At 72.4% G+C, this 12,393-nt stretch carries 13 protein-coding genes; 10 read left to right on the plus strand and 3 right to left on the minus strand.

Going from position 1 to position 12,393, the window contains the following annotated elements; all coding sequences use genetic code 11:
* Positions 1–23: 23 nt before the first annotated feature.
* Positions 24–830 carry a hypothetical protein gene (locus tag WMF43_RS37605; protein ID WP_437672292.1) on the minus strand — a complete coding sequence of 269 codons (807 nt, stop codon included), beginning with the start codon at positions 828–830 and terminating at the stop codon, positions 24–26.
* A 428-nt stretch (positions 831–1,258) separates the two neighbouring features.
* Here WMF43_RS37605 and gstA point away from each other — a divergent pair, with 428 nt between their 5' ends.
* From gstA to WMF43_RS37635, 6 genes are all read left to right on the plus strand, one after another.
* Entirely contained in the window at positions 1,259–1,867 is a 609-nt protein-coding gene (gene gstA / locus WMF43_RS37610; protein ID WP_437672294.1) for a glutathione transferase GstA, read from the plus strand.
* A 166-nt stretch (positions 1,868–2,033) separates the two neighbouring features.
* On the plus strand, positions 2,034–2,804 hold the full coding sequence (locus tag WMF43_RS37615) for a TVP38/TMEM64 family protein (protein WP_437672296.1): 771 nt from the start codon (positions 2,034–2,036) through the stop codon (positions 2,802–2,804).
* Between the two features lie 188 nt (positions 2,805–2,992).
* Positions 2,993–3,424: a hypothetical protein gene (locus WMF43_RS37620; protein ID WP_437672298.1), complete on the plus strand. Its 432-nt coding sequence runs from the start codon at positions 2,993–2,995 to the stop codon at positions 3,422–3,424.
* A 17-nt stretch (positions 3,425–3,441) separates the two neighbouring features.
* Positions 3,442–3,855: an HNH endonuclease gene (locus WMF43_RS37625; protein ID WP_437672300.1), complete on the plus strand. Its 414-nt coding sequence runs from the start codon at positions 3,442–3,444 to the stop codon at positions 3,853–3,855.
* Between the two features lie 217 nt (positions 3,856–4,072).
* Entirely contained in the window at positions 4,073–4,906 is an 834-nt protein-coding gene (locus tag WMF43_RS37630; RefSeq protein WP_437672302.1) for a hypothetical protein, read from the plus strand.
* Between the two features lie 20 nt (positions 4,907–4,926).
* Positions 4,927–6,225, plus strand: a complete 1,299-nt coding sequence (locus WMF43_RS37635) for a PAS domain-containing protein (protein ID WP_437672304.1) — start codon at positions 4,927–4,929, stop codon at positions 6,223–6,225.
* Positions 6,226–6,293: 68 nt separating this feature from the next.
* Here WMF43_RS37635 and WMF43_RS37640 read toward each other — a convergent pair whose 3' ends face one another.
* Positions 6,294–7,265, minus strand: a complete 972-nt coding sequence (locus WMF43_RS37640) for a matrixin family metalloprotease (RefSeq protein ID WP_437672306.1) — start codon at positions 7,263–7,265, stop codon at positions 6,294–6,296.
* Between the two features lie 226 nt (positions 7,266–7,491).
* Between WMF43_RS37640 and WMF43_RS37645 the strand changes: the two genes are divergently transcribed.
* The 4 genes from WMF43_RS37645 (at position 7,492) to WMF43_RS37660 (ending at position 10,029) form a co-directional block, all read left to right on the plus strand.
* The gene (locus tag WMF43_RS37645; RefSeq protein WP_437672308.1) at positions 7,492–8,076 is read left to right on the plus strand and encodes a Mut7-C RNAse domain-containing protein; all 585 of its coding nucleotides are present in this window, start codon (positions 7,492–7,494) and stop codon (positions 8,074–8,076) included.
* Between the two features lie 227 nt (positions 8,077–8,303).
* Complete coding sequence (locus WMF43_RS37650) at positions 8,304–8,897, plus strand: hypothetical protein (protein ID WP_437672309.1); 594 nt, start codon at positions 8,304–8,306, stop codon at positions 8,895–8,897.
* A gap of 49 nt (positions 8,898–8,946) precedes the next feature.
* Positions 8,947–9,297: a 4Fe-4S binding protein gene (locus tag WMF43_RS37655; protein WP_437672311.1), complete on the plus strand. Its 351-nt coding sequence runs from the start codon at positions 8,947–8,949 to the stop codon at positions 9,295–9,297.
* A 108-nt stretch (positions 9,298–9,405) separates the two neighbouring features.
* A complete protein-coding gene (locus tag WMF43_RS37660; RefSeq protein ID WP_437672313.1) occupies positions 9,406–10,029 on the plus strand; it encodes a glutathione S-transferase family protein in 624 nt (207 codons plus the stop codon).
* Positions 10,030–10,085: 56 nt separating this feature from the next.
* Here the strand turns inward: WMF43_RS37660 and WMF43_RS37665 are convergent, their stop codons facing one another.
* On the minus strand, positions 10,086–12,332 hold the full coding sequence (locus WMF43_RS37665; protein WP_437672315.1) for a prolyl oligopeptidase family serine peptidase: 2,247 nt from the start codon (positions 12,330–12,332) through the stop codon (positions 10,086–10,088).
* Positions 12,333–12,393: the final 61 nt, after the last annotated feature.

Raw genomic sequence — 12,393 nt, forward strand, 5'->3', positions numbered from 1 at the left:
GCGACGCCGTGGCCGATTCATGATCATGGCCAGCGCCGGTTGCGCTTCAGGTGCTCGCGCAGGGCGCTGAGCTCGGCTTCCGCCATGGTGTCCAGCGCCGCCGCCCGCTCGGGTGAGATCCCGATGCCGAGCAGCTCGCACACGTCCCGCACCCAGGCGCGCAATCCGGCGACGCGCTCTTCCTCTCTCACCGCGTCGAGGCCGGCGTACCCTCGGCGCTGGAGCAGGTTGCGCAGGGTCGCCTCGTGCGCCGCTTCACGGTCGTAGAGCGCTTCGACCAGGACCGGGTTCTGGAGGACACCCTGCGCCTCCAGATGCTCGCCGGGGTAGGCCACGCGCGCCGGACGCGGCGGCGGCGTCCGTGCCGCCGCGCGCACGGCGCGAGCCGGCGCCTTCCGCGCCGGCGCGTCCGTCGTCGCTTCGTAGACCTCGACCCGCCGCGCGCCGTGCAGGCGCACCACCCAGATCCAGCGCGTGCCCGCCGCCAGCAGCTCGTCGATCTTGCGCAGCAGCTCGGCTTCGTCCTGGCCCGTGTCCGCGTACTCGACCGCGAGCGGCGGCGCCGCGGCGGCCCACCCCGGCTCGTCGGGGATCTTGCCCACCGCGATGTCCGGCGCCCGAAGCATCCCGGGCCGTGGGGAGACGCCGATGTCGACGCCGGCGGACTCGACCGCAGGATCGGTGTCCAGCACCGCGCCGCCCACCAGGTTGCCCCGACCACCGCGCCGCCCGGTCGGCAGGCACTCGACGAGCCGGCCTTCGGACAGCTCGTAGGGGTCGCCCGGCCGGAGCTGGTCGGCGGTCACAGGAGAACGGGGCGGCGCGCTCATGGGATGTTTCATACCTTCAAATTCAGGGAAGGCGCCGGCTTCGGTCCCGATTTGTTCCCGGCAGTCTCCCTGGGCCGGCGGTCACGAGGCGGAGCACGTCATTTCCAATCGCCCTCGCGGCGCTGCCGAGGAGGCGCCGCGTCCTGCGCGCCCACGTCCTGGCGCTGCCCCGCTGGGGCGCCGCCGCGGAGCGGAGGCCCGCTGCGCGCTGAACCTCCGTTATATCCCCCATAACGGATGCGCATCCGTTATAGTAGACACGGTCCACCCCCTGTGGTAGTGGACGCCCCGGCTCGAGCACGGCGCGCGAGCGTGAGGGTCAGCCAGGAGCAGCCGCTTTCCTGCGGCGCTGGTCGTCGACTTCGACGCTCGCATCGCTGCCGCGCACCCCGGAATCTTGAAGCATTTCTTCACGTGAAAGGACGATCATGAAGCTCTACTACACCCCCGGCGCCTGCTCCCTCTCGCCCCACATCGCGCTGCGCGAGTCTGGCCTCTCCTTCGAGCTGGAGCAGGTGGATCTCAAGGCGAAGAAGCTCAAGGACGGCGGCGACTACCTCGCCGTCAACCCGAAGGGGTATGTCCCTGCCCTCGCGCTCGACAGCGGCGAGGTGCTGACCGAGGGGGCGATCATCGTGCAGTACATCGCGGACAAGGTCCCTTCCTCCAAGCTCGCGCCCGCGGCGGGGACGACGGAGCGGCTGCGGCTCCAGGAGTGGCTGCACTTCATCGCCACCGAGCTGCACAAGGGGTTCGGCCCCATCAACCACCCGAAGTCCAATGACGAGCTGAAGCAGGCGTTCCGGGAGCGGCTCGAGGCGCGCTTCGCGATCCTCGCGAAGGGCGTCGAAGGGAAGAGCTTCCTCCTCGGCGACACCTTCACCGTGGCCGACGGCTACGCGTTCTACACGCTCCGCAACCTCCGCCGCCTCGACGAGCAGGCGCTCGATCGCTCGCCCGCGCTCAAGGCCTATTTCGAGCGCGTCGGCGCGCGCCCGGCGGTGAAGGCGGCGCTCGCGGCCGAGGGGCTCTCGTAGCCGCCGAGGGCTCTCGTCACCGAGGACTCTCGTCGCCTCCTCCGCGGGCTCCGCGCTCCGCCGCGGCGCCGCTTCCCGCCGCCCCGGCGGCCTATACTCGGGCCTCGACCGGCCCGCTCCTCCTCCTCGCAGCAGGCCGGGCCCCCTCACCCGACGCGGAGCCTGCATGCGGCAATCTTCCGGACCGACCGACCCCCCGGGCCTCCCGGCCTCCCCGGGCCTCCCGGCCCCGCCGGACAGCGCCCGCCCCGCCGGCGAGGCGGCGCGCCCGCGGCGCACCTGGCTGGGCTGGGCCGGCTTCTCCGGCGTGCTCCTGTCGGTGATCCTCGTGCCGTTTTTCCTGTTCGCGGACTCCATCGAGGCGGCGGCCCGCCGGCTCCTCGCGTCGCCTCCCTCGGGCGCCGCGACGGCGCTCGTGCTCGGCGGGCTGCTCGCGGGCGACATCGTGCTGCCGGTGCCTTCCAGCCTGGTGAGCACGGCGGCGGGCGCGCTGCTCGGGTTCTGGCGGGGGACGGGCGTCACCTGGGCGGGCATGATGGTGAGCGCGGGGCTCGGTTACCTGCTCGGCGCGCGGGCGGGCGCTCCGGCGCTGGGGCGTATGGTGGGCGCGGCGGAGCTCGCGCGGCTCGCGCGGTCCGCCGAGCGGCACGGCCCCTGGTTCCTGCTCCTGTTCCGCGGCGTGCCGGTGCTGGCGGAGGCGTCGGTCGTCGTCGCGGGCGCGGGCCGCATGCCCCGGCGCGTGTTCTTCACCGTGACGGCGCTGGCCAACCTGGGCATCGCCGCGACGTACGCGGCGGTGGGGGCTTCCGCCGCGCGGTTCACGTCGTCCCTGCTGCTGTTCGCGGGGATCGTGCTCCTCCCGGGGCTCGCGTTGCTGCTCGTCCGCCTGCCGGCGCTGCGGCGCGGGGCGCAGGGCCCGACCCGGGACAACACATGACGCCGCATGACGCAACCAGGTAGAGCGCATCGCTCACCCGAGAGAACATAGCGCTTCGTATTCCTCTGATACCTCACCCGAGAGTGCGTGGATCCACCGCGTCCGTCGTGCGCCGCGGAGGGGCCGCGTCTGCTACACTCCGCGAGGATCGACCGGGGGACGAGCCCGGCGGAGCCGCAGGAGCATCCATGTCGCAGACCGTCACGCTCACCCTCCCGGACCGACTCTACGAACCGGTCCGCCGGATCGCGGAAGCGACCAACCAGCCCCTGGAAGCGGTCCTGCTCACGGCGCTCCAGGTCTCGCTACCGCCGATCGAAGGGCTCCCAGCCGACATCGCCGCGGATCTCGTTCAGCTGGAGACGCTGGACGACGAGGCGCTTCAGGAGGTCATGTTCGAGAGGGTCCCTGCCGAAAATCACGAGGAAATCGAGGCCCTGCTGCAGAGCAGCCGGGAGGACACGCCGACCGACGCGGATCGTGACAGGCTGGCCGCGCTCCAGCGCGCCGCGGATCGCGTCATGCTGCGCAAAGCGCGCGCGGCGGTCCTGCTGCGCTTCCGCGGGCACCGGATCCCGACCCCCGCGGAGCTGGGCCAGCGAGCTCTCCTGAGACCATGACCTCGGCGAAGGCTCGGATGCCCGCCGCGCTCCGCGAGCGGGTGAGCCGACAGGCGGGCCATCGCTGCGGTTACTGCCTGAGCAGCCAGGAGCTGCTCGGTATGCCGATGACGATCGATCACCTGCTCCCCGAAGCGGCGGGAGGCCCGACCGTCGAAGAGAACCTGTGGCTCTCGTGCAGCCGGTGCAATCAGTTCAAGGGAGCACAGACCAGCGCGCGGGATCCGGAGACCGGCGAGTCCGTGCCGCTCTTCAATCCTCGCCGCGACCTGTGGGGCGATCACTTCGGGTGGGATCATGGAGGGTTCGAGATCGTCGGGAAGACAGCGCGAGGCCGGGCGACACGGGCCGCGTTGCGCCTCAACAACCCGGAGATCCTCGCAGCGCGTCGCCTGTGGGTGGCGGCGGGATGGTGGCCTCCACGCGACTGAGCAAGCGAAGCGGGCAGGGTCCCTGATCGAGCGAGCTCTTCCTCGATGGGCGTGTGCACCGTTACGCTGACTCGCCGCGGCAACCTCCCCGACTCATCTCACATCCGTCTCCAGACTGGCCAGCATGGACGTCACGCCGTCCGGGGACGCGTGGACTCCGTGCGCGCCGGGCACAAGCCACCTCGACGCGCCCAGGGCGCCCGTCTAGGCTCGCGCAATGGGGTTCATCGCGAGTCTTCTCATCGTGTACGGGGTTGCGGGGGTGGCGCTGGGCGCCGCGGTCGCGGTCGCGATCGGGCTCAGTCTGCACCACCGGCGGCGCTCGCGGGTCGCGGCGTACGCGCGGAGCCCTTCCGCCTCGCCGGCGGCCATGCGCGAGGGGTTCGCCCTGCTCCGCGGCGAGGTGGCCGCGGACGACGCCGCCCCGGATGACGCGGTGATCGCCGTCGAGATCCCGTACTGCGGCGAGGCGAGCCCCGGCGCCGCGCTGGGCCCCTGGCAGACGCGGGCGCGCGCGTTCTCGCTCCGGCTCTCGTCGGGCGCCGCGGTGCGCGTCGTGCCGGCGAGCGGCAGGCTCGCCCTCGATACGACCTTCGTCCCGACGAGCCGCGGCGGCATGCCCGTCTACGTGTCCGAGGTCCGCCCGGGCGACGCGATCTACATCGCCGGCGCCGTGCGCCGCGAGATCGACCCGAGCGCCGCCGGGAAGGGGTACCGCGACGCGGCGCAGGCGTGGGTGCTCCGCGCGCCCGCGCACGGCAACCTCTGCGTCTCCTCCGAGACGGTCATCGCCCACCACGCCCGGCGCGCGCGCTTCCACCGCGCGTGGGCGCTCGCGCTCGGCGCGTCGCTCGCGGCGCTGCACCTCGTCCTGTTCCGCCCGTTCCACGCGAGCGTCTTCGGCGCCCTCGGCCCGGCCGGCGACATCGGCGTCGGCCCGGCGGCGCTCGCGCTCTTCCTCGTCGGCGCCGCGGCGCTCGCCTACCGCACCGTGGCCGAGCAGACCTCCCCCTGGACCGAGCTCCGCGTGGAGCGCCCCCGAGCAGCCTAGAGCGCGCCGAGCGAGGAACGATGAACGCACCGCACATCGACGAGTCCCTGAGGGCAGAGAACGCGCGCCTGCGAGCCCGCGTCGAGGAGCTCGAGCGCAGGCTCGGCGAGGCCGCGCCGCCGCGCGAGGCGCAGGCCGCCGCGGGCGAGCGCCCCGTCCCGTTCGAGGCCGTCTTCGACCTGATGCCGATGCCCATCTTCGTCCACCGCACCGACGGGACGGTGGTCGCGATCAACACGATCTGCAGTACGTGGTTCAAGGCCAGGCGGGAGAACGTGGTGGGCGTGCAGAACGTCCTCAAGAACCCCGAAGCCGAGAGGACGGGGATCGCCGAGGCGTTCCGGCGCGCGGCCGCCGGCGAGGTGGTCACGGTCCCCGCGACCCCCTATGACCACGCGACAGGCCGCCGGTTCTGGGTCGAGGTCACCTACCTGCCGCTCCGGGACGAGGCCGGGGTCCACTTCGTGGTGGCGGTGACCCGCGACGTCACCGCGCACAAGGAGGCCGAGGCCCAGCAGCGCCGGAGCGCCGCGCTGCTGGAGAGCATCATCGAGAACGCGCCGCTCCTGATCTACGCGGTGGACACCGAGGGCCGCTACACCGTCGCGAACCGCCGGGTCGAGGAGGGGGTCGGCCGGCCCCGGAGCGAGTTCCTCGGCGGGGACGGGCGCGGCTTCGTGCCCGACGAGGCCCTCGAGCGGTTCGCCGCGCAGAACCGCGAGGCCCAGGCCTCCAGCGTGCCGATCACGATGGAGGACCGGCTCGAAGGGCCCGACGGCACGCGCGTGTACATCACCACGAAGTTCGCCCTCCGCGACGAGGACGGCAAGGTCACGGGCGTCTGCGGCATCTCGGCGGACATCACCGAGCGCGTGCGCGCCGAGGAGGAGAACCTCCGGCTGCAGGAGCAGATGTTCCGCATCCGCGAGGAGACGCTCCGGTCGATCTCCACGCCGCTCCTGCCGATCGCCGCCGGCGTGCTCGTGGTGCCGCTCGTCGGCAAGATGACCCGCGAGCGGGCCGATCTGGTGATCGAGGCGCTCCTCCACGGGATTTCAGACCAGCAGGCCAGGATCGCGATCCTCGACGTCACCGGGATGCCGGAGGCCGGGGCGGAGGTGACCGACGCGCTGATCCGGGCAGCCAGGAGCGTGAGGCTGCTCGGGGCCGAGATCGTGATCACCGGGGTCCGGCCGAGCGTGGCCCAGGCGCTCGTCCAGCTCGAGGCCGATCTCGGCGGCATCGTCACCCGGGGAACGCTGGAGCGGGGGGTCGCCTACGCGCTCTCATCTCGCTCCCGCCAGGTCGCGGCGCGGTAGCCGGCCTCGCCGCCGCCGCGGTGTCCGCCTCTGTTGCGCCGGCCGCCGCGGCCGCCGCCGCCGCTGCGTCAGCCGCCTCCGCTGCGGCGGCCGCCTCTGTTGCGCCGGCCGCCGCGGCCGCCCGCCCGGCGGAGGGTGGCGGCGCCGAGCGCGGCGGCGGCGCCGAGCGCGGCGCTCCACCACCCGCCGCCGACCGAGGCGTTCGCCACGCCGCAGCTGACCAGCTGGTCTTCCGCGCACTCCGGGGAGAACCCGTGAGGGGGAATCGGGTTGCATTCCTCGGTCGAGAGATCGCGCGGCGGGTAGATCTGACAGATGCCCGCGATATCGTCCGGGTGCAGCGTCCGGAAAGCGCTCGCGTCCTGCGGATCGTACCTGAAATGCATGGTCGCCTCTTCGCCGGCCATGGTGTGATCGAGCCCGAGGAAGTGCCCGGCTTCGTGGGTGACGACGGCGAGCAGATCGAACTTCGGCGGAGGGGCGGCTTCCTCCGTCGAGAAGTCGAAGAGATCGGTGTTGATCTCCATGTCGGCGCCCCAGATCTCGCCGGTCTTCCTGTCGAACTGCACCGTGGTGAGCGCGAGCATGCTGGCGTCATGCTCGTCGCTCTCGAGCCAGCGCATGTCGCGAAAGGTGATCACGTTGGCGTTGCCCGGCACGAGCCCGTCGACGAGCCTGGTCTTGCCGTCCCTCGCGTTCAGCTCCACCTCGCTGCACGCGACGGGGCCGAAGTTCTGCACGCGGATGCCCGGGGTTCCGGTGGCGCAGGGCGCGTCCTGCCATGCCCTGAACGCGTAGTCGGCCGCGTCCGAGATCTGCTTGAAGGTGACCTCGTCCGACGCGTCCTCCTGGACGGCGAAGCCGATGCAGCTGCTGGGCCAGCGGAACGGCTTGCAATCGCCGACCGGCTGGTCGTCCTGCAGGCACAGGCTCGCGTCCTTGCAGGTATTGGAGCGGCAGTAGGCCGAAGCCTGCTGCGCGCTCGCCAGGACGGCGAGGACGGCAGCGGCGCAGGAACACCTCGCAAGCTTGATCGACATCGACTCCTCCAGGATCACTCTACCGCACGGCGGCGGGTTCAGCGCCCGGCGAAGGTGGCGGCGCCCTCCCGGCCGGCGCCGCCTGCCGCCGTCCGCTGCTTGCCGCCTGCCGCCGTCCGCTGCTTGCCGTCCGCTGCTCGCCGCCTGCCGCCGTCCGCTGCTTGCCGCCTGCCGCCTGCCGCCGTCCGCTGCTTGCCGTCGTCCGTGGAGGCGCCATCCTGACCGCATGGGCGTGCTCGTGGAGGGGGCGGGCGGCGAAGCTACCGGCGCGGCGGAGGAGCCGGCGGCGCCGAGCTTCCTGTGCGACGCGATGCTCGGCGGCCTGTCGCGCTGGCTGCGCGGCGCCGGCTACGACGCGGCGTTCGAGCACGGCATCGACGACGGCGAGCTCGTTCGCCGCGCGCAGGAGACCGGCCGGGTGCTGCTGAGCTCGGACGCGGGTGTGTTCGAGCGCCGCCCGCTGCGCACCGCGGCGGTGCGCGGCCTCTACGTGCCCCGCGGGCTCCGGCCGATGGAGCAGGCCGGCTTCGTGCTGCGGGAGCTCGGCCTGCCCGTGCGGGATCCGCGCTGCATGGCGTGCGGCGGCGCGCTCGCGGCCGCGCCGCGGGAGGGGGTGCGCGGCGCGGTGCCGGAGGTGGTGGCCGAGCGCTACGACGAGTTCTGGCGCTGCGAGCGCTGCGGCAAGGTGCTCTGGAAGGGCAGCCACTGGGAGGGCATCGTCGCCGGCGTGGCCGCCGCGGCGGCCGAGGCGGCCGCGCCCGCGGCGGCCGCAGCGGCGCAGGCGGCGAGCGACCGCAAGCCCTCGCCGTAAGGGCGCGTTCCGGTCTCCGCTGCTCTTTCATCTCCTCGAGCAGACTTGGCCTCTCTCGCCGCTGGGGTGTTGTCCGGCAGGGCGGAGTCGCTCCGGCGCCCCCTGCGGATGACTCCGCCGTTGCTCGCTCGGGCGCAGGGGAACCCGCCGCATTGACCGGCCGGGGTGGAGCTGGTAGCCCCTTCTGCCGGGCCGCGCGCGGCGCCGGCGCCCCTGGAGGTACACCGATGTTCCGCAAGACGCTCGCCGCAGCTCTCCCGCTCTCGCTCGCGCTGGCCGCCGTGCCCCGCGACGGCGCCGCCTCGAACTACCCGCCGAGCTACAACGTCTGCGGCCCCACGAGGACGGTGCACACCGGCCCGTTCGAGATCATCCAGGACCCGGTGCGGGAGGACTGCGCGAACCTGACCGTGGCCTACCGCGGTTACCTGCGCGACTGGTACCCGGACCACGAGATTGCGATCTACGTCCGGCTGAACGGCCAGGACGTGCTCCTCCCGGCGAGCGCGGGCGCCCACGGCGACGCCTATGTCTTCGCCAGCAACGCGCCCCGCGACTGCGCGTGGTGCTCGCCGTCCCCCTACAGCAGCGCCACCCCGTCCGTCTGCGGCGGCGTGCAGCTCCCGCCCGGCTCCAGCGGGACGTGGGTCTGCAACGGGCCGACCCCGACCGAGGAGGAGCTCTTCTTCTGGGCTTACAACGAGTACGGCGACATGAACGCCTGGGACATCGAGGTGGCCGCGGAGTCTCACGGCGAATGGGACAGCAACTTCGGCGCGAACTACGCCGCGCGCTTCGAGCCCCGGACGAGCTGCTTCTGATCGGCGCGTTCGGGCGAGGGCGGTACGGCGGCGGGAGGAGTCCAGACAGATGGCGGAGTCGTTGAACAAGGAGAAGGCGCGGCGCGCGGCCTCGCACCCGGATCGGCCGGGTGATCGTTGCCGGGCCGAGCCGGGCGCGTTCCGGCCCGTGGTGAACCGGAACCGGTGCGAGGCGAAGGGCGATTGCGTCGAGGTGTGCCCTTACCAGGTCTTCGAGGTCGCCCGCATCGAGAGCGCCGACTTCGACGCCCTCTCGCTGCGCGGCAAGCTCAAGGTGCTCGTCCACGGCCGGAAGACGGCTTACACGCCGAACGCGGCGCAGTGCCAGGCGTGTGGCCTCTGCGTCGTCGCCTGCCCGGAGAAGGCGATCGCGCTGGTGGCGTCCCCGGCGCCGGGTTAGGCCGAGCAGCCCGCTCACCGCGGGCAGCGCGGCGCGCGATCGGCCGCATGGTCCTGCTGCCCGCCGTCGGCCGCGGCGCGGCGTTCGCTGGAGGCGCTGGAGGCATCGATGAAGCTCTACGAGTTCCCCCCTACCCGATCGATCCGCGTGCGCTGGACGCTCCAGGAGCTCGGCGTCGATTTCGAGTCGGTCCGCGTCAACCTCATGGCGGGCGAGCACCGCCGCCCCGAGTTCCTCAAGATCAACCCTGCCGGCAAGGTCCCCGTGCTCGTCGACGGCGACCTCGTGCTCACCGAGTCCATCGCGATCGTGCTCTACCTGGCCGAGAAGTACCCCGGCAAGGGCCTGCTCCCCACGGACCTCGAGGAGCGAGCCCAGGTCCACCAATGGCTGCTGTTCACGACGACCGAGCTGGAGCAGCCTCTCTGGCGCATCGCGCGTCACACGTCGCTGTATCCGGAGGAGCAGCGCCTCCCCGGCGACGTGGCCCTCGCCAGCCAGGAGTTCAGGGACATGGCAGAGGTCCTCGAGAGGCACATGCAACAGCGGCAGTTCGTCGTCGGCGACCGGGTGACGGTCGCCGATTTCGTCGCGGCCTACACGCTCGACTGGGCCAACGAGGTCCATCTGCTGGACCGCTCGCCCAACCTCGTGGCCTACATGAATCGCATGTATTCCCGCCCGCACGCGGCCCCGCGCATCACCGAGGCGTTCGCCAGCCTCAAGGCCTGAGGCGCCGCTGCGAGGGCGCGCGCGGCGCCCTCACCCCTCGACGTCGACGCCCGCCGTCAGCGCGCCCCCTCCTTGGAGCCCCCGTACGTGATCCCGAGCTCCTTGAAGAGGAACGTGAACAGGTCCGTCTGCTGCTCGATCTCCTCGGAGAGCGGCGTCCCGATCCCGTGCCCCGTCGCGCCGCTCGCCCGCAGCAGGATGGGCGCCGTCCCCGAGGTCGCCGCTTGCATCCGCGCCGCCATCTTCCGGGAATGCCACGGATCGACCCGCGGGTCGTTGGCCCCCGTCATGAACAGCGTCGCCGGATACGCCGTCCCCGGCTTGACGTTGTGGTACGGCGAGTAGGCATAAAGCGCCTTGAACTGCTCGGGGTCCTTCACCGTGCCGAACTCGGTCACGTTGAACGCCCCGTTCGTCGTGAGCTCCACCCGCAGCATGTCGTAGATGCCCACGAGCGACACCACGGCCTTGTACGTCTCCGGGTGCTGCGTGAGCTGCGCCCCCATCAGGAGGCCGCCGTTCGAGCCGCCGAGGATGGCGAGCTTCTCCGGGCTCGCGTAACGCGCGTCGACGAGGTGCTTTGCGCACGCCGCGAAGTCGTCGAAGACGTTCTGCTTCCTGGTCAGGTTGCCGCCGTGGTGCCACGCCTCGCCGAACTCGCCCCCGCCCCGCAGGTTGGCGACCGCGTACACGCCGCCCTGATCGAACCACAGCCGCCAGAGCGGGCTGAAGCCCGGCGAGAGGCTCGTGCCATATCCGCCGTACCCCGTGAGCAGCGCCGGCGCGGTCCCGTCGAGCGCCGACCCCTTCCGCCGGAGGATGTTGATCGGCACCTTCGTCCCGTCCTTGGAGGAGCACACCTCGCGCACCACCTCCACGTCGGCGTACGACACGGGGGACGTCACCGCGAGCGGCGTCTTCGCCAGCTTGCCGTCCCTGGCCGAGTACGTGTACCAGGCCGGCGGCTCGGTGTAGCTCACGATACGGAGGAGCACGTCGTCGCCGGCCGCGCGCACGAGCTGCCGCACCGAGGAGATCGGCGGGGTCGGCGCCATCCCGAGCGCCTTGCCCTTGAGATCGAAGACGCGGACCTGCGACGGGCCGCCGAGCAGATCCCGCACGTAGAGCCGCCCCGTCGTGGGCAGGAAGTCCTGGATCACCGACGCGCTCTCGGGCACCACGAGCTCGGCCTTCGCGAGGTCGGGCTTGCCCGCGGGCAGGCGCAGCACCTTGCCGCGCGGCGCGTCCTTCAGCGACAGCACGTAAAGCCGATCGTCGCTGCCGAACCTCGCCCGGACGACCTTGTCGGGCAGGCCGGCGAAGCGCGTCCACTTGCCCGCCGCGTCGAGCAGGTAATGCCAGTACTCGCCGCCGTCGCCGTTCTGCACGCTCGCGTGCACGAGCCGGCCGCTCTCGCTCGTCGTGAGCTCCACCTCGGCGATGCGGGGGAAATCCTTGCCGAGCGAGTACGTATCCTCCTTCTCCGGCGCGCCGAGCGCGTGGAAGTAGATCTGCTGATAGAAGCCCATGTCCTCCGGCGGGCGCTCGCCGGGGCGCGGGTGGCGGGTATAGTAGAACCCCTTGCCGTCGCCGCGCCACGCGAGGCTGCCGCCGGCCGTGCCGCTGTGCACGAAAGGGACGGTGTCGCCCGTCTCCTTGCCGGTCGCGACGTCGTAGACGCGCACGGTGCCGTTCTCGCTGCCGCCCTCGGACATCGAGACCGCGACCTTCTTGCCGTCGCGCGAGGGGACGAACCAGTCGATGGCGGTGTGCCCCTTCGGGTCGATGACGTTCGGGTCGACGAGGATCCGCTCCGAGGCGAGGTCGCTCGCCGATTTCAGGACGACGAGGGACGGCTGCTGCTTCGGCGGCTGCGTCTTGAGCGCGAAGAGCTGCCCGCCGGCCTCGTCGAGCAGGAAGTGGCTCGCGGAGGTCGCCGACAGGATCTCCTTCACGCGCTCCCGGATGGCCGGCCGCATCGGGGCCGCGTCGAGGTAGCCGCGCGTGAGGCGGTTCTGCTCCTCGACCCAGCGCTGGACCTCGGGGGCGCGGCTATCCTCGAGCCACTGGTACTCGTCGACGACCTTCGTGCCGTGGTACTCGTTCGTGACCGGCCGCCGCGCGGCCTCGGGGTAACTCAGGCCTGCTCTCGGCGTAGCCGCCGTGGCCGCCGCGGCGGGCGCGGGGGCCCCGGCGGGCGGGGCCGCGGCGGGCCCCCCCGGCGGCTTCGCCGGGGGCGCGCTGCACGCCGCGAGGAGCGGGAGCGTCAGGAACACAGCGGGGGTCGTGCGCAGGCGGTTCATGCGGCGACCCTAGCACCGCTGCGCCAGGTCGGCGCGGGCCGGCGGCGGCGCTCCGCCGCGC

The organism is Sorangium sp. So ce131 (assembly GCF_051519095.1).
Lineage (GTDB): Bacteria > Myxococcota_A > Polyangia > Polyangiales > Polyangiaceae > Sorangium.